General features: G+C 42.3%; 24 protein-coding genes. All 24 read right to left on the reverse strand.

All coding sequences use genetic code 11. The features are described from left to right. Positions 1-7: 7 nt before the first annotated feature. The 24 genes from rplV to mgtA all read right to left on the reverse strand — a co-directional run bounded on the left by rplV (position 8) and on the right by mgtA (position 19212). Complete coding sequence (gene rplV, locus KX728_RS08440; RefSeq protein ID WP_000818137.1) at positions 8-352, reverse strand: 50S ribosomal protein L22; 345 nt, start codon at positions 350-352, stop codon at positions 8-10. An 11-nt stretch (positions 353-363) separates the two neighbouring features. Continuing rightward, a complete protein-coding gene (gene rpsS, locus KX728_RS08445; RefSeq protein WP_000533766.1) occupies positions 364-645 on the reverse strand; it encodes a 30S ribosomal protein S19 in 282 nt (93 codons plus the stop codon). Between the two features lie 103 nt (positions 646-748). Next, positions 749-1582 carry a 50S ribosomal protein L2 gene (gene rplB, locus KX728_RS08450; RefSeq protein ID WP_000512910.1) on the reverse strand — a complete coding sequence of 278 codons (834 nt, stop codon included), beginning with the start codon at positions 1580-1582 and terminating at the stop codon, positions 749-751. A 17-nt stretch (positions 1583-1599) separates the two neighbouring features. Beyond that, positions 1600-1896: a 50S ribosomal protein L23 gene (locus KX728_RS08455; RefSeq protein WP_001055347.1), complete on the reverse strand. Its 297-nt coding sequence runs from the start codon at positions 1894-1896 to the stop codon at positions 1600-1602. After that, a complete protein-coding gene (gene rplD / locus KX728_RS08460; RefSeq protein ID WP_219108630.1) occupies positions 1896-2519 on the reverse strand; it encodes a 50S ribosomal protein L4 in 624 nt (207 codons plus the stop codon). Before rplD ends, KX728_RS08455 begins: the two co-directional genes overlap by 1 nt. A gap of 24 nt (positions 2520-2543) precedes the next feature. Then, entirely contained in the window at positions 2544-3170 is a 627-nt protein-coding gene (rplC, locus tag KX728_RS08465; RefSeq protein ID WP_000160197.1) for a 50S ribosomal protein L3, read from the reverse strand. A gap of 82 nt (positions 3171-3252) precedes the next feature. After that, a complete protein-coding gene (rpsJ, locus tag KX728_RS08470; protein ID WP_001284513.1) occupies positions 3253-3561 on the reverse strand; it encodes a 30S ribosomal protein S10 in 309 nt (102 codons plus the stop codon). A 265-nt stretch (positions 3562-3826) separates the two neighbouring features. After that, positions 3827-4453: a uridine kinase family protein gene (locus tag KX728_RS08475; RefSeq protein WP_215804297.1), complete on the reverse strand. Its 627-nt coding sequence runs from the start codon at positions 4451-4453 to the stop codon at positions 3827-3829. Next, positions 4450-5046, reverse strand: coding sequence for an anaerobic ribonucleoside-triphosphate reductase activating protein (gene nrdG / locus KX728_RS08480; RefSeq protein ID WP_215804296.1), 597 nt, complete (start codon positions 5044-5046; stop codon positions 4450-4452). The genes KX728_RS08475 and nrdG overlap by 4 nt, the downstream gene beginning before the upstream one ends. Positions 5047-5050: 4 nt before the next feature. After that, a complete protein-coding gene (locus tag KX728_RS08485) occupies positions 5051-5557 on the reverse strand; it encodes a GNAT family N-acetyltransferase (protein ID WP_215804295.1) in 507 nt (168 codons plus the stop codon). Positions 5558-5566: 9 nt separating this feature from the next. Then, a complete protein-coding gene (locus KX728_RS08490) occupies positions 5567-6067 on the reverse strand; it encodes a GNAT family N-acetyltransferase (RefSeq protein ID WP_215804294.1) in 501 nt (166 codons plus the stop codon). Positions 6068-6105: 38 nt separating this feature from the next. Beyond that, positions 6106-6246 carry a hypothetical protein gene (locus KX728_RS08495; RefSeq protein WP_215804293.1) on the reverse strand — a complete coding sequence of 47 codons (141 nt, stop codon included), beginning with the start codon at positions 6244-6246 and terminating at the stop codon, positions 6106-6108. A gap of 11 nt (positions 6247-6257) precedes the next feature. Then, positions 6258-8465: an anaerobic ribonucleoside-triphosphate reductase gene (nrdD, locus tag KX728_RS08500; RefSeq protein WP_049484765.1), complete on the reverse strand. Its 2208-nt coding sequence runs from the start codon at positions 8463-8465 to the stop codon at positions 6258-6260. Between the two features lie 120 nt (positions 8466-8585). Continuing rightward, a complete protein-coding gene (locus KX728_RS08505; RefSeq protein ID WP_215804292.1) occupies positions 8586-10103 on the reverse strand; it encodes a damage-inducible protein CinA in 1518 nt (505 codons plus the stop codon). Positions 10104-10138: 35 nt separating this feature from the next. Next, positions 10139-10282 (reverse strand): hypothetical protein, encoded by a 144-nt coding sequence (locus tag KX728_RS08510; RefSeq protein ID WP_164497043.1) that lies wholly within the window; start codon positions 10280-10282, stop codon positions 10139-10141. 73 nt (positions 10283-10355) lie between these two features. After that, on the reverse strand, positions 10356-11888 hold the full coding sequence (gene cls / locus KX728_RS08515; protein ID WP_215804291.1) for a cardiolipin synthase: 1533 nt from the start codon (positions 11886-11888) through the stop codon (positions 10356-10358). A 347-nt stretch (positions 11889-12235) separates the two neighbouring features. Next, on the reverse strand, positions 12236-12688 hold the full coding sequence (locus KX728_RS08520; RefSeq protein WP_049477383.1) for an SP_0198 family lipoprotein: 453 nt from the start codon (positions 12686-12688) through the stop codon (positions 12236-12238). 90 nt (positions 12689-12778) lie between these two features. Then, positions 12779-14029, reverse strand: a complete 1251-nt coding sequence (locus KX728_RS08525) for a bifunctional folylpolyglutamate synthase/dihydrofolate synthase (RefSeq protein WP_215804290.1) — start codon at positions 14027-14029, stop codon at positions 12779-12781. A gap of 256 nt (positions 14030-14285) precedes the next feature. Then, the gene (locus KX728_RS08530) at positions 14286-14591 is read right to left on the reverse strand and encodes a DUF1292 domain-containing protein (protein WP_000017624.1); all 306 of its coding nucleotides are present in this window, start codon (positions 14589-14591) and stop codon (positions 14286-14288) included. A 15-nt stretch (positions 14592-14606) separates the two neighbouring features. Then, positions 14607-15026, reverse strand: coding sequence for a Holliday junction resolvase RuvX (gene ruvX / locus KX728_RS08535; protein WP_215804289.1), 420 nt, complete (start codon positions 15024-15026; stop codon positions 14607-14609). A 3-nt stretch (positions 15027-15029) separates the two neighbouring features. Continuing rightward, positions 15030-15296, reverse strand: coding sequence for an IreB family regulatory phosphoprotein (locus KX728_RS08540; protein ID WP_000507059.1), 267 nt, complete (start codon positions 15294-15296; stop codon positions 15030-15032). A gap of 86 nt (positions 15297-15382) precedes the next feature. After that, entirely contained in the window at positions 15383-15952 is a 570-nt protein-coding gene (locus KX728_RS08545; protein WP_215804288.1) for an SP0191 family lipoprotein, read from the reverse strand. Between the two features lie 66 nt (positions 15953-16018). Beyond that, a complete protein-coding gene (gene spx, locus KX728_RS08550; protein WP_000591165.1) occupies positions 16019-16417 on the reverse strand; it encodes a transcriptional regulator Spx in 399 nt (132 codons plus the stop codon). Positions 16418-16551: 134 nt separating this feature from the next. After that, entirely contained in the window at positions 16552-19212 is a 2661-nt protein-coding gene (gene mgtA, locus KX728_RS08555) for a magnesium-translocating P-type ATPase (RefSeq protein WP_215804287.1), read from the reverse strand. Positions 19213-19286: the final 74 nt, after the last annotated feature.

The raw sequence follows: 19286 nt of genomic DNA on the forward strand, positions 1-19286 counted from the left end.
TACCTCCTTATTTTTCTGCAACAGCTACAGTGATGTGAGCTGTACGTTTGTTGATTGGTGAAGCTGAACCTTTCGCACGTGGACGGAAACGTTTCATAGTTGGTCCTTCGTTTGCGAATGCTTCAGATACTACCAAATTAGCTTTGTCCAAACCAAAGTTGTTTTCAGCGTTAGCTACAGCTGAGTTCAAAACTTTCAAGATGATTTCAGCAGCTTTGTTTGGTGTGAATGTCAAGATTGCAATAGCATCGGCTACGCTTTTACCACGGATGTTGTCAAGAACAAGACGTGATTTACGAGGTGAAACACGTACTGTACGAGCCATTGCTTTAGCTGAAGTAATTTCTGCCATTTATGTTCTCCTTATTTTCTACGTGTTTTCTTGTCGTCTGCAGCGTGACCTTTGTAAGTACGAGTTGGTGCAAATTCACCAAGTTTGTGACCTACCATGTCCTCTTGGATGTAAACAGGTACGTGTTTACGTCCGTCATAAACTGCAATAGTGTAACCAATGAAACTTGGGAAGATCGTTGAACGACGTGACCAAGTTTTGATAACTTTTTTCTTTTCGTCGTTAGCTTGAGCTTCAACTTTTTTCATCAAATGCTCATCGACGAAAGGTCCTTTTTTAAGACTGCGTCCCATTTTTATTTTTTCTCCTTTAAATGTTGTACCACAGCGGCTTGCGCTAACATGGAGCGCTACCGAGCTGGCGGATTCCCTAGTCGCTTAGGCGACTAGTTTGCTATTATTTCTCGTTGCGACGACGAACGATAAGTTTGTCAGATTTCGCTTTCTTGTTACGAGTTTTAAGACCAAGAGCAGGTTTGCCCCATGGAGTAGATGGCGCTTTACGACCAACTGGTGCTTTACCTTCACCACCACCGTGTGGGTGATCGTTAGGGTTCATTACAGAACCACGAACTGTTGGACGGATACCTTTCCAACGGCTACGTCCTGCTTTACCAAGGTTTACAAGTCCATGTTGTTCGTTTCCGACAACACCAACTGTAGCACGACAAGTTCCAAGAATCATACGAACTTCGCCAGATTGAAGACGAACAAGAACATATTTACCTTCTTGACCCAATACTTGAGCAGAAGCTCCAGCAGCACGCACCAATTCACCACCACGACCTGGTTTCAATTCGATGTTGTGGATTAAAGTACCAACTGGGATGTTAGCAAGTGGAAGAGCGTTTCCGACTTTGATATCTGCTTCAGGACCTGAAACGATACGTTGACCAACTTCAAGACCTTTTGGAGCGATGATGTATGCTTTCACACCGTCAGTGTAGTGTACAAGAGCGATGTTTGCAGAACGGTTTGGATCGTACTCGATTGTTTTAACAACTGCTTCAACGTTGTCTTTGTTACGTTTGAAGTCAACCAAACGGTAGAAACGTTTGTGTCCACCACCTTGGTGACGAACAGTGATACGACCGTTGTTGTTACGACCAGCCTTGCTCTTCAAAGCAACAAGCAATGATTTTTCAGGAGTGCTTGTTGTGATTTCAGCGAAATCCAAAGAAGTCATATTACGGCGACCGTTTGTTGTTGGTTTATAAACACGAATTCCCACGATATTTCCTCCTTAGATTATTCAGCTTCAGCAGCAAACAACTCGATTGCTTTTGAATCAGCTGTAAGTGTGATGATAGCTTTTTTAGTTTTGTTAGTAAAACCAGTGTAACGTCCAACACGCTTCGCTTTAGGTTTTACGTTGATTGTGTTAACGTTGGCAACTTTAACACCTTCGAAAGCAGCTTCAACAGCTTGCTTGATCAAAAGTTTGTGTGCACGAGTGTCAACTTCAAATACATATTTTCCTGCTTCAAGTTGAGCCATTGAGCTTTCAGTGATAACAGGTTTTTTGATAACATCATACAAATTCATTATGCAAGAACCTCCTCGATTTTAGAGATAGCTGCTTGTGTGACAAGAAGTTTGTTGCTATTTGCGATGTCAAGAACACTTGCAGTTGTAGCAGTTGCAACTTTCACGTTTGGAAGGTTACGAGCTGAAAGAGCTGCGAATTCATTTCCTTCTTCAAGGATAACAAGAACTTTAGAATCGATGCTCAATGCTGCAAGAACTTTTGCAAATTCAGCAGTTTTTGGAGCTGTAAATGAAAGAGCGTCTACAGCTACGAATTTGTTTTCAGCAACTTTTTCAGAGTAAACTGATTTAAGAGCTAGGCGACGAACTTTTTGTGGAAGTTTGTAGCCGTATGAACGTGGAGTTGGTCCGAAGACAACACCACCACCACGCCATTGTGGTGAGCGGATAGAACCTTGACGAGCACGTCCAGTTCCTTTTTGACGCCATGGTTTGCGTCCACCACCTGATACTGCAGAGCGGTTTTTAACAGCGTGTGTTCCTTGACGAAGGCTTGCGCGTTGGCTGATGATCACATCAAACACAACTGATTCATTTGGTTCGATACCAAATACTGCATCGTTAAGAACAACTTGGCCAGCTTCTTTACCAGTTTGGTCAAATAATGTTACGTTTGCCATTGTGACTGATTTCCCCTTTCTTTATTATTTACCAGCTTTAACTGCTGATTTGATAGTGATAAGAGATTTCTTAGCACCTGGTACGTTACCTTTGATAAGGATAACGTTCTTTTCTGGAACAACTTGTACAACTTCAAGGTTTTGAATTGTTACGCGGTCGCCACCCATACGTCCTGCAAGGTTTTTACCTTTGAATACGCGGTTAGGTGCAACAGGTCCCATAGAACCTGGACGACGGTGGTAACGGGAACCGTGAGCCATTGGTCCACGTGATTGTCCGTGGCGTTTGATAACACCTTGGAAACCTTTACCTTTAGAAGTACCAGTTACGTCAACAACGTCTCCAGCTGCGAATGTTTCAACTGTGATTTCAGCACCAACTTCCAAGCCTTCAACGTTTTTGAATTCACGAATGAAGCGCTTAGGAGCCGTGTTAGCTTTCGCTACATGTCCTTTAGCAGGTTTGTTGCTCAATACTTCGCGTTTGTCATCGAAACCAACTTGGATAGCGTTGTATCCGTCTGTTTCAACAGTTTTAACTTGAAGAACAACGTTTGGAGTTGCTTCAATAACTGTTACAGGGATCAATTCGCCAGCTTCAGTGAAGATTTGAGTCATTCCCACTTTTTTCCCTAAGATTCCTTTTGTCATGAGAAAATAGTTCCTTTTCTATATTTTTTATTCAAAAAGTTTTTAACGAGCGTTTTTCATGCTCAAGTTTTCAAGCTTTGGATTAAAGCTTGATTTCTACGTTTACACCACTTGGGAGATCCAATTTCATCAACGCATCAACTGTTTTTTGAGTTGGGTTAACGATATCGATCAAACGTTTGTGTGTACGCATTTCAAATTGTTCGCGAGAGTCTTTGTATTTGTGAGTCGCACGAATGATTGTGTAGAGGCTACGTTCAGTTGGAAGTGGGATTGGACCCGCAACTTGTGCACCTGTACGAGTAGCTGATTCTACGATTTTTGCAGCCGCTGTATCAAGCGTACGGTGTTCGTAAGCTTTCAAACGGATACGGATTTTTTTGTTTGCCATCTTTTTCTCCTTTTCGTCTATTTAAGATAATAGGCTAGCTCCACAAGAAAACCGACGCGTGTTGCGTGGCAATGCAACCGAGCGTGTCGCAACCTCTTGCATCAAAGCTAAGGCTGTAATTTACAGCACCATAATAGAATAACACAAAGCCCCTGCGATTGCAAGGGATTTGTAAGCTTTTTTTCGTTTTTTTAAGATGAAACTGTTTTCTCTTTTTATCTTTCCAAAATTACGGATTTATATCTATAAAAAACTACCTTTTCTTCTATATAATATGTGTCATTTTGACCTTGAGTTTATCTTCTGATTGATCTACTAAGATATCTGCTTTTGACTCGGTTTCTCTATAGTATCGCAGGTACTGCTCCCGTCTCATCTGATGGCTAGCTAATACAAAAGATGCATCGCGATTTCTCATAGTCGTATCTCGAGCTAAGCGCCTCTTTAATTCGGTCTCCTCATCCGTGTAGAAACAGATGGTTTTGTCAAAGAGTTCCTTGGGTAGAAAGCCCACAGACATCCCTTCAACAATCAGAATCGGCTTTGCTCCAGACAAGACCTCGCTAGCCTTCCACGGTTCATCGATTGTCAAGACATCCAAACCTGCCTGCAAGGCGAGAATATCTCTCTGTAAACTTGCCAGTTCATGCGCCACTGGCAGACAAGCTGTCACTTTTTGATCTGGTGCTTGCTTTGGTACTACCAGGTGACGTTCCGAGGTGATATAGGGATCTGTCTCTAGTAAATTTACTTTTGTGGAATCTAAAGCTTGGTACAATTCCTGTGCAAAGGTTGATTTACCTGAAGCCCCATGACCGTAAATCCCCAGCGTCCTAACCCTTCCCGTTTCAATCTCTGAAACCAGTTGTTCTATCAGGTCTTTTTTCTTCATTCTCTCTTCACCTGTTCATAGCTTTCTTTTCCGTCATTAAGCTTGTCCCAAATCACTACTTGCCCACTTTTGAGAGATTTTTGCACATCGATAATCCGTTGATTAGAAGACCCTCGAAACTGGAGCATGAGATTGCGCTTGCTTTTATCATACCGTCCATCGACAAGGATGTCAACCAGCGACAAGAGTTCCAGTTTATCTGGAGTTTCCAGCATCATTTCTTCCCAAGTGTAGCCCGTCCAGGACCAGATGTCTTTGTCTGGCAATTCCTTTCGAATTCGCTTAACGAGCGGCAAGAGAATACCCGTATTAAGAAAGGGCTCTCCTCCTAGCAGGGTCAATCCTTGAACATAGGGCTGGGCAAGGTCTTCCATGATTTGTTCTTCTAATTCTGCCGTATAAGGAATCCCTGCATTGAAAGACCAAGTCGCAACATTATAGCACCCCTCGCAGTGGAACATACAGCCTGCGACATAGAGAGAGTTACGCACACCTTCTCCATCTACAAAGTTAAAGGCCTTGTAGTCAATGATCCGCCCTTTACTAAGCTCCTCGCTTTTCCATTCACCAGGTTTTGGTGTATTCCATGTCATCCTTCTACTCCAACTCTATCCAATAGCGCTGACTTCTATCGATTGTATTTTCGTAAACACCGCCAGCGAAGAGAATCGTGCGGCGGCTGGCTTCGTTGTCTTCATCGCAGGTAATCAGCACTCGTTCCAATCCTTGCTTTCGAGCCTCTGCTAGTCCTAACCTCAACTGCTCCTTCCCATATCCTTTGCCTCGTTGACTGGGACGGATAGAATAGCCAATATGACCGCCTTCCACAAATAATTTGTCATTCAAGGACAAGCGCAGGGCTAAAAATCCCAAAGGCAAGCCAGTCTCACCAAAGGATAAAAATTTGATTGCAGGAACCCAGCCCACTGGCAGGTTGGCAGCATCCTCTTGCTGCTCTACAATCTTTAAACAATCCTCATAATCCTTTGCTCGCTTCCAAGCGGAGCCCATGCCACCGTGCATATAGGATTTTGCTGCATCGAACTCCGCAATCATCTCTAATATCGCTTCTTTATCTTCCAAAGTTGGTCGTCTTATCTCCATGCTTCCTCCTTAATCGACATCAATCCAGTAGCGCTCCGTTCCGTTTCGAACATCCTCATAGACACCACCATTAGCTAAGATAACAGCTCGGCTGGCAGGATTTTCTGTGCTACAAGTTACCAGAGCTCGTTTAATATTCTTTCCCTTAGCAATTTGTAGACCTTGTCGGAGGAATTCTTTGGCATAATCTTTACCTCTTTCAGATGGACGAATGGAGTAGCCAATATGGCCCCCATTTTCTAGTAAGTAGTCATTTAATCTGAGACGAAGGTTGAGAAAGCCAAGAGCCTGGCCTGCTACGTCAAAACTAAGCAGCTGGATAGCAGGAACCCAGTTTTCAGGAATATTGAGTCCCGCTTCCGCCTGAAGATTTTCTTCTATCCACTCTTCATAAACAAAATTGTTGGCGTTCCAAAACCCACCATCGTGGGCTGATTGAGTCTGTTCAAACTCTGCCATCATCTCTAAAACTGTTTCTTTATCTGCCAATGTTGGTCTGCGTAGTTCCATATTCCCCTCCCACCTAAGAGAAAAGCGAGAGCGGACTCTCACTTTTTCTTGTGCTTATTTAAAAATTGTTCTCTGAGGTTGAGCAAGCGTTCTTTTTTACCTGTTCCACCTTTAGAGTGTTTCTCGTGATAACGGGTCACTTGTGCGCGTCCCTTATCGTCTAATTGGTATTTCCCCATTGCGTTTCCTTCTAATTTGTTACTTCATGTCCGGCTGTTTTAATAGTTGAACCGTTCATGTGTTTGACACGCGCAGCAATTTCCTTGTGGCGTCCATTAACCATCGGACGCGCTTGAGGATTCCCCAGATAACCACACGTACGTTTGACCACATCTACTGTTTTAGGGTCGCTATTGCCACAGTTGGGACAAGCAAAGCCTCGCTCAGTTGGTTCAAAATCCCCTTCAAAGTCGCACTTGTAGCAACGATCAATCGGAGTATTGGTCCCTAGATAGCCGACACGGTCATAGGCATAGTCCCAAACAGCTTCCAGGGCCTTAGGATTTTGTTGAAGAACTGGATACTCACAATAATGGATAAAACCACCTGACGCACCTGCTTCTGGGTAAACTTTCTCAAAGTCTAATTTTTCAAACGGTGTTGGATTTTTACGAACATCGTAGTGGAACGAGTTGGTGTAGTATTCCTTGTCCGTGATGTCAGGAATAGAGCCGAACTTCTCTGTATCCAAGCGACAGAAGCGGTCTGTCAGACTTTCAGACGGTGTGGAGTAGATAGAGAAATGGTAACCATATTGGTCAGACCACTCTTCCACACGACGTTTCATATCGCGAATGATATCCAGTGTGAATTCCTTGGCTTCAGGATTGCTTTCCCAGCTATTTCCAAAGAAGACTGTAGCCACTTCGTACAAACCGATGTAGCCCAGCGAAACTGTCGCACGGCGATTCTTAAAGAGCTGATCAACACTTTCTTCTTTTCCGAGACGGCGACCGAAGGCTCCGTACTGATAGAGGATAGGGGCATTCGCTGGTGTTGCTTCCTTGGTCCGTTCAACACGGTAAACCAGAGCATCTTCTGCGATGTTCATACGTTCGTTGAAGATTTCCCAAAACTTATTCAGATCTCCTTCAGACTCGAGGGCGATACGAGGCAGATTGACTGTCACAACACCTAGGTTCATACGACCTGAATTGACCTCAACACCATTTTCATCTTTCCATCCTTGGAGGAAAGAACGGCAGCCCATAGGAACCTTGAAGGAGCCTGTCAGCTCGATAATCTTATCATAGGACAAGACATCTGGGTACATCCGCTTGGTTGCACACTCGAGGGCCAACTGTTTGATGTCGTAGTTAGGTGAACCTTCCTCTAAGTTGAGTCCTCTTTTTAGCGTAAAGATGAGTTTAGGGAAGATAGCTGTACGGTGTTCTGAACCAAGCCCCTTGATTCGGATGTTCAAGATAGCTTTTTGAATTTCCCGCTCAAAACGACTAGTTCCTAAACCAAAACCGAGCGAAGTAAAAGGTGTTTGGCCATTTGAAGTGAAGAGGGTGTTGATTTCATACTCGAGAGATTGCATGGCATCGTAGATGTCCTTTTGGGTTTTCTTCCAAGCATAATCTTCCCGTTTCTCAGGCAGGACCCACTCTTCCGCATCCTTGAGGTGTTTCTGGTAATTCTTCTCTGCATACGGAGCTAAAACTTCATCGATACGGTCAGCTGAGCAGCCCCCGTACTGGCTAGAAGCAACGTTGGCGATGATTTGTGAAATTTGAGCTGTCGCAGTCTGGATAGACTTGGGACTCTCTACCTCTGCATTACCAATCTTAAAACCATTTTCCAACATGCCTTTAAAATCAATCAAACAGCAGTTGGTCATCGGAGTGTAGGGGCTGTAGTCCAAGTCATGATAGTGGATATCCCCTTTTTGGTGAGCATTGGCTACGTGCTTAGGAAGCATTTGCAGTCCGATTGACTTCCCAACAATCCCTGCTGTCAAATCACGCTGGGTGTTGAAGACATCGCTGTCTTTATTAGCATTTTCATTAACAACTGCTTGATCTTTATTGAGAAGTTTATGGATACTAAAGTTGATATCTGTCGCTTTTGAGCGCTCAAAATCCCTTTGTGTCCGATAAGTGATATACTCCTCAGCCAGCGCATATTCTTTAGCTTCAAGGAGTTCGTGCTCTACGACATTTTGAATTTCGTAAATCTTGACACCTTGAGGGAAGCGGCTGTGAATTTCAGTCACGATTCTTTCAACTAGACCATTTAGGCGTTTTTCTACTAGAGGCGTAACGTCCATAACCTTTTCCGCCGCCTTGTGGAGAGCCTTGTCAATCTTGTCTACATCAAACACCACTCGTCTACCATCTCGTTTTTCAACGAACAAGGTGGGAACGGTTGCAAGCTTTTCTTCTAATACAATCATATCCATGCTCTTTTCTAAAATGTTGTTCTATGAAGTATTATACCACTCTAAAAATAAAAATCAATATCTTGTGTTAAAAATCCTAAAATTTTTAAAATTCCACAAGATATTGATTTTTTGTTATTTTGATTTATAAAGTTTGAACTCGCTAGTATCTGTCTGAACAAGCTCATAGTTTTCACTGAGCCAGCTCTCTACATCTGACCACAAGGCAACTTTTTGATTGACCACAATCATCTTCGGTTGATTCTCTTTCAGGTCATTCATCAGTTTGGTTTTATTTTCATCGCTTGCAGTATAAAGTGTTGGAGTTGATAGAGAAGTCGGCGCCAAGCGTTCACTTGCACGGTAGAAATCAGGACGATCATCCCAAGCATAGACACGATCCTCAGAACTCGTTTGTTGTTTGACCACGCTAGCAAGACGGTCTCTCTCCTGATAAGTCGCTGGGTGCGAAAGGTAGCGACTCACGATAGGAAGAACAATGAGGTAGGCAAGGGCAATCAGTGGTAGATAGAAATTTCCTTTAAAGAAAGAAGTTTGTTTCTCACGTCTTCTTCTACGACGACTCCCTCCCTCAGAAACATCTTCCTTGATTCCTGTCAGAAGGAGCAAGATCAAGAAAGGAATTAGCACCACAAGACGAGTACCGTTGATAGGTTCTTTGGAGAGAATCAAGATTCCCAAAGAAACCAACAAGCCCAAGCTAGCAGCAATTGAGAGGGCATATTGCTTGGCTGGTTTTGACTGGAACAAGCCTGCAAAGAGCAAGCCAAGGGAACCTAATCCAATGGCAAGCAAACCATAGAAGGCTGCATTTTCAAGCAAATGCGAGTTCGAAAAGAGGCTAAGAGCATTTACCGGATACAAGGTCTGGCTAATGGCATCCCCAAAACTACCTATCCACACTGTATAATAGCCTAAAGGATAGAATAAGAGTGAAAATCCTAGGGCTGACGCAAAGAACTGATATAGGCCATGAACAAAGTGACCTTTGCCTAAATTAAAGCCGATAATCCCCAAGGCCAGTACAGCCGCAAACAAGGCGGTTGGGATTGGCGCAAGGAAGAAAGCGAGAGCAAGGCTCATCCCCACTCGTACAAACCCTTTGTCATTCTTCGGAAAAGCGAGATAATTTGTAACGATACTCAATGAATAAAATAGGAAAGGCAGGGCTAGCAAGAGAGCATAACCGCCACCAAAAGCGAGACCTGCTACAAGCAAGTATAGAATAAAGACAACTCGCTTCGCTTCCTTTTCTTGGCCGACAAGAGTATCCGCAGCCTTAAAAAGAAAAATACCTGCTCCAAATAAGGCCAACCACTCAACCAAAGCAATCAAAATACTGCCTTGAAAAAGATAGTTTAGCACATAATAGAGCAATCCCTCCGTCCCAAAGTAATCTGTATACATTTGACCATTTTGATGCAAGGCCCAACCGGTATAAAGATCTTGAGTTTGTTGCGGACTGATTAAACCAAAAATAAAAGGCAGGGCAACCGAAATGGCTGTGGCCACTAAACTCCAAAGCATGATACTAAAAAAGGGAATGGGAGCTCCTTCTCGTTTTTCTGGCACTGACAAGTCTTGGTAATGAGATTCTTCTTGTTTCTCATCTATTTTCCCGTATACGTTCATTCAATTTCTCCTCTAAGTTTATCTGTTTTAGTATATCAAAATCTTACAGGAATGTCAGCTTGGGATTGATATTTGCTGAATTTCTTATCCAATAACGCAAAGCGTTCGATTTCACGAAAACGATGAAATCGACTATTACTATACTCTCTGATAAAATCATCATCTTCTAGATTAAGCATGGTTTTCTCCTTTACTTATCTATTCGTAAGAAGACAAAAAAGACCCAGCCTTGGGCTAGATCTTGGTCGATAGTTAGAGCATAGGTGCAAACAACTGGACAATTTCCTTGATTAGGCTTTGATACCAGCTTGTTTTGATGGTGTGGGGATAAATTTCTTGAGAAACTTTAAAAATCTCTTCGAAGTCCCTTTCAATAGCGATGATAGACTGCGTTCTATAAAGCAAAACAGCATTTTCATAGTGGTGGAGCAAGCTACGATAGTCAAAATTGATGGTCCCCACAGTAGCTGCCTCTCCATCGACAAGCATTTGCTTGCTATGAAGGAATCCCGGACTATACTCATAAATACGAACCCCTGCAGATAACAAGTCTGGATAGGCTCCTCGAGTAACCAATTGGATGACCTTCTTATCTGGGATACAAGGTGTCACAATTCGCACATCTACCCCTCTCAGAGCTGCATTTTTGATACTTTCTGTGAGATCATAGTCCGCAATCAGATAGGGGGTCGTGATATAAACATAGTCTGTAGCTTGATTGATAAGATTTTGATAGACCGTTTTCCCAACCTGAGATCGGTAAATAGGTTTAGGGCCACTACTATAGGGAATACAGAGCCCCATCCCGTCTTTTGGCTGATTTTCGAGATGGTATTGGTCAAAGTCGCTAATTTCCCCACGATTGATGTACCAGGCAGATAAAAAGAGTCTGGTAAAAGCCTTAACCGCTGGTCCATCCAGACGAATACCGCTATCCTTCCAATAACCAAAGCGTTCGATATGGTTGATATACTCATCTGCCAGATTGACACCACCTGTATAGGCAATTTGACCATCTATAATCATGATTTTACGGTGATCACGGTTGTTATAAGCAACGGTCAAACGTGGAATCACCTTGTTAAATTTGTGGGCTTCAATCCCTCGACCACGAAGCTGGATGGTGTAATCTCCAGGCAAGGTTGCCATACAACCAATATCATCATAGAGAAGCTTCACCTCTACTCCTTGAGCGGCCTTTTCTTCCAAAATCTCCAAAATACTATTCCACATCAAACCTTCTTCGATGATATAGTATTCGAGAAAGATAAACTTCTTAGCTTTCTTGAGATCCTCTAGCATCTGGTGCCACATGCTTTCACCAGATGCAAAAAATTGTGTATCCGTTCGATCATAGACATCGGCATTCGTATCCATGCTAAGAAGTGATTTGATAACTCCGTAAGCTGACTTGTCCTGCTCTTTTAACTCCAAACGGAGAGCTCTGCTATTGTCCTCTCGGTCAACCATTGATTGGAGCTGCTTTAGCTGCTTCAATTCTTTTTTAGATAAACGACGTTCTCCAAACATGATATAGAGCAAGGGGCCAAAAACTGGCACAAAGGCTACTAACAACCATGTTACCTTACTCTCAGGATTCATGGACCGATTGACAATCGATACAATGGTCGCTAAGCTCACTAAAATGACTAGGATAATCCAGAGAATCGGAGCCATCTGCCCTAGATAGAGAAATAAACCAAAGACGATAAACAACTCTGCCAACATGATGGTAATACTAAAACCATATTTGGACATGAGTAGCTGCATTTTTCTAGCTGTCATAAATCCCCTTCCTTTTCTAACATTCTCCTTAACTGCTTGATAAACTCATGTTTCTACTAGTATACCTCAGTTCAAGGGTAGATGGCAACCGTTTACCTTTTTCTATGCAAACTATTCCAAGAACTGCAAGATTTCTAAACTACACCCACACTATATGAAGCGCTGCCCCTCTTATCTTTTTAACTAGGGTATTAAGAAACTTAAAAAGAACTACCAAAATGATAGTTCTTTCCATAATTATTTATATTTTTCAATATCGAACAAATCCTAGGACAGTCGCTATTGAGGTCGTAGAAGGTAAAGTCGGAACCTTAATTCCGAACTTCTATTTAGTTAAATTTGAAGTTCTATTTTGTTAGTACCACTTGATCAGATGGGTCACGATCCATATCATCGATAATCAATTGATTACCATTAACCGTGTAAATTTTGACATCCCCACCGATAATGACACGTTGATTTTCTGACTCAAAGCTGACTTGCTTGATTTCCTTATCTCCATCTGGCTCGACCTCAGTCCATGTACCAGTTTTACCTGTTACAACAAGAGTGATTTGATCATTTTCATCCTTTCCAGTATAGGTACCATCGATATTCGTAGGTTGAGCTACAGTAGTGTCTTGACTTGAGGACACCTGTGGTTGACTAGCACTTGTAGCAGAGCTAGAAGATGATTCTTGTTGAGAAGATGATTGCTGAGCCGATTGCTGGGTAGGGGCTTGTGCCTTAGGTCCACAAGCTGCCAAAAGACTAAGAATTGCTAGTGAAGCAATAGAAAGTGTGAATGTTTTTGTTTTCATAGCGATTTCCTTTCTTTTGTGCCAATGTTTTGCTGGATCAGTTTCCAGATGTACCTCCTACCTCAAGTATAACAACTTAAGCCTAGAAGATCAACTAATCTCGTCACTTCCTAGCAAACTCGCTCGGACTTCTGAGATAAAGTAGAGTGAACCCGTCACGAAAAGCAAGTCCTGGCCATTGGCCTTATCTTCAAATTCTCTGATAAAGTCGCCATAGGAAGGAATCAAATCATAACCCGCCACATCCTTTTCATCCAGAGAGCCTTGGTAATCAAAGCCTGTTACCTTAAGTTCCACCTGAGGCAACTGCTTAGATAGATAGCCTAGCATCCCCTGATAATCCTTGCGTTTAAGTGCTCCAAAAAGGATGCGAACCTGGTAACCTTGCTGGATTTTCCCTTGGATAAACTCGACTAGACGAGTCAAGGCTGGCAGATTGTGAGCCCCATCTAGGTAGATTTGCGGGCAAATCCGTTCCAATCGACCTGCCCAGTGGGTCTCTTGCAAGGCCTGTCTGACAAGCTCTTCTTCGACACCTTCCTCTCTTGACGCCATAAACAGAAGAAAAGTTTCTAAAGCCAAGGCGGCATTTTCTTGCTGATAAACACCTTCCAAACCGATTTCAAGCTGGGAAAAGCTTGCTAGGTTGCTTGAGAAATTTCCAGCTTTCAAGGTGAAGTCTCGCCCAGCTTGATAAAGTTCAACAGCTAACTCTTTTGCTCTTTTTTGACAGACAAGCTCCGCTTCTGGAGTAAGCTTGGCAATGACCGCCTGCATGCCAGCCTTGAAAATACCAGCTTTCTGCTTGGCTATTTCCTCCAGGCTATCGCCCAAGGTCTCCTGATGATCTAGCCCAATGGAGGTAATAACTGCAATCTCTCCAGTTACGACATTAGTGGTGTCAAGCAGACCACCAATCCCCACTTCTAGCAGAACTAGATCCACTCCCTGCTCTTTAAAATAAAGCAAAGCAATCAAGGTCAACAACTCAAAGAAAGATAAGTGGTCATGTGTTTCCAAAAGAGTTTTCTCCATCTCCTTGACTTGGTTAGCTATACGGACAAAGTCTTCACTAACAATCGGTAGCCCATTGATACAGATTCGATCATGGATGCTGATAATATGAGGAGAGGTAAAAGTACCAACTTTTTTTCCATGAGTTGCAAACAACTCCCTCATAAAGGCAATAGTTGACCCCTTACCGTTAGTCCCTGTTACGTGGATAATAGGATAAGTCTTCTCAGGATTTCCTAGCAAATCCACTGCTCGCTGCATTCGTCCAAGTCCAGATCTAAAATTTAAACCAATCCGACTATGAAGCCACTTTTCTACTTCAAACATACATGTCTCCTTAACAAAAGTCCAATCAACTACCACATCAAAGTATGATTACAAATAAAAAGCGAGGTCGGGACTAAAATCCCGACCTCTTACCTGGTTAGCTAATCACTAGCTACTATAAATTTCAATAGGGTTAAAAACATCCCACGGACTTACTTACGGTCTTTATTTTTAGCGTAAGGGTAAAAACGTTCACTGAACGTTCCTGCTTTTTCTTATTTCTAGAAGCAGGGCTGATACAGTCTCCCAGACTGTATCACTCCTCCATAAAGCTGTTGAAGACTTCTTCAATCATGTTCCATTCGTCTTCTGAGTCTTCTGGGATTGGTTGCAATTCGCCTTCTGTTCCGTCTTCATTTTCGATGAATGAGTAAGCTTGAATTTCAACTTCACCATTTTCATCTTCTTCTGCATTAACTGGCACTAGCAGAACATAGTTTTTACCAAATTCTTCTTTCCCATCGATGGTCAAAAGAATTTCAAACAAGGTTTCATTTCCTTGCTCATCTACTAGTGTAATCAATTCACGTTCTTCGTGGTCATGGTTGTGATCGTGTGACATAGTTTCTCCTCTGTCTTAAAATTTTCTATCTAAATAATTTTGCAAAATCAGCTGAGCAGCCAACTTATCAATAACTTTCTTGCGTTTGTTACGACTGATATCTGCTTGTTCAATCAACATACGTTCCGCAGCGACCGTTGTCAAACGCTCATCCTGATAGTCTACTGGCAAACCAAAGAGTTCTTCTAGCTTGGCACCATAGGCTTGACTGGCATCTACTCGTGGACCGCTGGTATTGTTCATATTTTTTGGCAGACCTACTACAAAGCGTTCCACCTTATAGCTGTCAACCAATTCCTTGATACGGTCAAAACCAAACTGGCCCTGATCCTCATTAATCTGAATGATTTCAAGTCCTTGAGCAGTGAAGCCTAGGGGATCGCTAATCGCCACCCCTACTGTTTTTGAACCGACGTCCAATCCCATAATTCTCATAGATTATAGATCGACTCCTTGTCCCTTAAGGTAGTAGCGTACCAATTCTTCAACAATTTCATCACGCTCATACTTACGGATTTGATTTCGTGCATTGTTATAACGAGGAACGTAGGCAGGGTCACCACTCAATACATAACCGACGATCTGGTTAATTGGATTGTAGCCCTTGTCGTTCAAAGAAGCATAGACATCTGTCAACGTTTCGCTAATTTCTTTCTTATTGGAATCATCCAATTTAAACCGTACAGTTTCTTCAGTAAATCCCATTCTAACACCCTCTTTCCTTAGAATATTACTATTATAGCATATTTCCTTACGTTCTACAAATAAGTCAGTCTATTAATTTGGATTTTCTATTGTTCTGTCGCCCCATTTGCCACTCTGTCAGCAATATACTGGCTAGGTTCGTTTTTTAAGAGATTTTCAAGGCCGATATTTTTTAAATATTCTAGTTGAGATGCCTTTTTGACATCCAAAACTTGAAAATCATAAGTCGTTGTGGTCTGGATTTCTGTCTCGCTGAGTAGCTTGGTTTCCAGTGTAAATCCTGCCAGTTTGCGCGCCTCTTGGATAGTCTCATCCTTTTCTTCTGCTTCAAGAAGCGCTTTTTGCGTTTCCTCTAGGCCATTTTCAGAGATAAAGGTCTTGAGTTCATCCCCGACAGGTCGTTTTTGCTGGATGGTCAAGGTCAAAAACTGACTGCCTTTATAAGTAATGGTCTGAATCTGTTGCGTCCCATTTTCTGACTTCGGCATCAGCAAGGTCTTGGTGACAACCGTATTCTTTTCGGCATTGTCCAAAACGGGAAGGTTGGATTGGAGAGGTTCAGATGTTGTTGTGGAAGCAGCAGGAGTTTCCTTTTTTTGCCCACATCCCGCAAGCAAAAAGAGGAGAGCAAAACTAGCAATTAGTAACTTTTTCATAATTCCTCACTTGATTTTAAAACAAAAGAGCAAACAAGGCCAGGAGTCACTCCCAGCCTTGATGTTTTATAGAGCTGCACGTAGACGTGCTTCTGCATTTTCTACATTACGGACAGAGCGTGGCAAGAAGGCACGGATATCATCTTCTTTATAGCCGACTTGCAGGCGCTTCTCATCAACGAGAATCGGACTCTTTAAGATCCGTGGTGTTTCCATGATTAAGTTGAGCACTTCATTGACACTCAAATCCTCGATGTCAACTCCAAGTGCCTTAGCGTAGCGGTTTTTTGACGAAACGATACTGGCAATTCCATTATCTGTTTTCGTGAGAATATCTAATAACTCTTCTCTTGTAATTCCTTCTTTACCGAGATTTTGTTCTTTATAACTTAACTGGTGGGCATTGAGCCAGGTTTTCGCTTTTTTACAGCTAGTACAACTTGAGACTGTATAAATTTTGATCATGTACCTACCCCTTTCGCTACATGTTACTATCAGTTTAGTCTATTATACCATAAAAAACATCCGACTTGCGACCTATTTTTAAAAAAAATTAACTTTTTTCGCGATTTTCGTACTTTTTTCTTGACAAAATCAATTTATAACCAACTTTTAAATTTTTTGATATACAATCGTTTTACAACTGTAACACTTATCATATAGAGAACGATAATCAAAAGCAAAAAGAGGAAATAAATTGGTTCCAGAGGGGTTAAATGAAGCAGGCTAGCAATTGAAGAGTAGGGAAGGAAGGTCACAAAACTAGCTGCTAGCAAGGTTGTCCCAAGAACAAACCATGATGGACGACTTTGTAAGAAAGGAAGTTTTGCTGAACGAAGCATATGGATAACCATGGTTTGGGACCACATGGATTCAATGAACCAACCTGTCTGGAACAAGATGATAAAGCCCGTTGCAGACTCTGCTCCGTGAGCATAGGCTTGGCCTGTCGCCATTGGGACAATGATAAAATAGAGCAAGATAAAGGTCAAAATATCAAAGGCAGAAGAAATCGGACCCATCCAAATCATAAAGCGAGTAATAGACTTGGCTTCCCACTTATGAGGATGTTTCAAAAAGTCTTCATCTACATTATCAAATGGCAAGGAAATGCAAGAAAGATCATAGACGAGGTTTAACACAATCAAGTGAATCGGAGCCATAGGAAGGAAAGGTAAAAAGATACCAGACACTAACAGAGAGAAAATGTTCCCGAAATTAGAGCTGACCGTCATCTTGATATATTTGGTCATGTTGGCATAGACTTTGCGTCCTTCAACTAGCCCTTTTTCAAGCACCATCAAATCCTTATCTAGCAAAATGACATCAGCCGTTTCTTTGGCAATATCTACTGCTGTATCAACAGAAATCCCCACATCTGCCACTTTCATAGAAGGGGCATCATTGATCCCATCTCCCATATAGCCGACACCATGACCATTTCTTTTTAGCTGTAGAATGATGCGAGCTTTTTGGTCAGGAGAGAGTTTGGCAAAGACAGTCACCTTCTCAACTGCTTGAGCCAATTCCTCGTCCGTCATGGCATCAATATCAGAACCCAACAAGATTTGATCAACGTCTAAACCAACTTTTTCGCAAACTGCTTGAGTTACCTTCTCATTGTCTCCCGTCAAGATCTTTGTTTGAACACCGTGTTCTAACAAAGCTTGGATAGCAGGTGCTGCAGATGGTTTTGGTGGATCTAGAAAGGCAAGATAGCCTGTTAGAATCATCTCTTTTTCATCTTCAACGGAGTAAGCAAAACCTTCTTTTAGGCCTGTTTTATAGGCAACTCCCAAGACTCGCAATCCCTGTTGATTAAGTTGATCTACTTCTTTTAAGATTTCCACTCGGATATCATCCGTCAGAGGGCTAATCTGACCTTGATATTCCACATGGGTTGAAATCGCAAGCATTTCCTCTAGGGCACCCTTGGTTACCAAACTAACAACTTCGTTCTCATCCTTGACGATGACACTCATCCGTCTGCGTTCAAAATCAAAGGGCAATTCGTCTATTTTTTGGAAGCTAGTATCCAAATTTTGTAGAATAGCGTGTTCTTTAGCTTCTTTTTCAGTTCTACTGATGATGGCACGGTCCATCAAGTTTTTCAAACCGGTTTGAAAATAGGAATTGAGATAAGCCCGTCTCAACACAGACAAATCCAAATCTCCATGTATATCCAAAGGATATTCCAGGACAATTTCGTCTTGGGTAAGGGTTCCGGTTTTATCCGTGCATAGGATATCAATAGCACCTAAATCTTGTATGGCATTGAGTTTCTTGATAACCACTTTTTCCTTGGCCATGATAATGGAGCCTTTTGCTAGACTGGCCGTGATGATCATAGGAAGCATCTCAGGTGTCAATCCAACACCAACACTCAGTGCAAACACACCTGCTTCCAGCCAGTCGCCATCTGTCAAGCCATTGGAGAGAAACACGATGGGAACCATGACTAACATCAAACGGATTAAGAGCCAAGAGATGCTGTTCATCTCCCGTTCAAAAGAGGTCGGTTCGTCATAGGTATTGAGAGTCTGCTCGATTTCTCCCATCATGGTGTCATCACCGACCGCTAGAATCAAAGCCTTAGCGCTTCCTGATATCACATTGGTTCCCATAAAAGCGAGCGCTTCTGCTTCTAGCAGACTATCAAAATTTGACTGACTCATTTTTGACAAGGCTAGTTTTTCAACCGAGTCACTTTCACCTGTCAAACCAGACTGTTGAACAAAGAAATCACGTGATTCAATTAAAATGAGGTCTGCTGGAATCATATCCCCAGCACTTAATTTGACTATATCTCCAACGACCAAATCTTCAATTGCGACCTCTAAACTCTGGCCTTCGCGGATAACTGTGGCTGTATTCACAATCATTTTTGATAGATTGGTCGCAGCCTTGTCACTCCGCAGTTCTTGGACAAAGCGTATGCCACCAGAGATTAGAACGAGAACGACGATGATGATAGAGGTCGTCGGATCTTCTTGTCCAGGCTTCGCCAACCAGACATTGGTCACCATGGAAATCATAGCGATGACCAGCAGGATGATTGTAAATGGATTGATAATAGATTCGTAAATCTTTTTGAGGATACTGTCTTCTTGACCCTTGGTGATGGTGTTTTCGCCATATAGGTCACGATTTTTCTCCACCTGCTCCTCAGTCAAGCCTGTTAGACTTGTCTTATAAAAAGATAGAGTTTCGTTTAAAGGTGTGTGAATAGCTGTTGCTAATCTTTCTTTTGTAGTTTTCATTGGTTTCTCCTATCTGTATGAATGATATGTTTCATACACAGAGACCAATCACTTTATAAGGGCAGAACGACACA

It is taken from the genome of Streptococcus oralis (genome assembly GCF_019334565.1).
Classification (GTDB): Bacteria; Bacillota; Bacilli; order Lactobacillales; family Streptococcaceae; genus Streptococcus; species Streptococcus oralis_CR.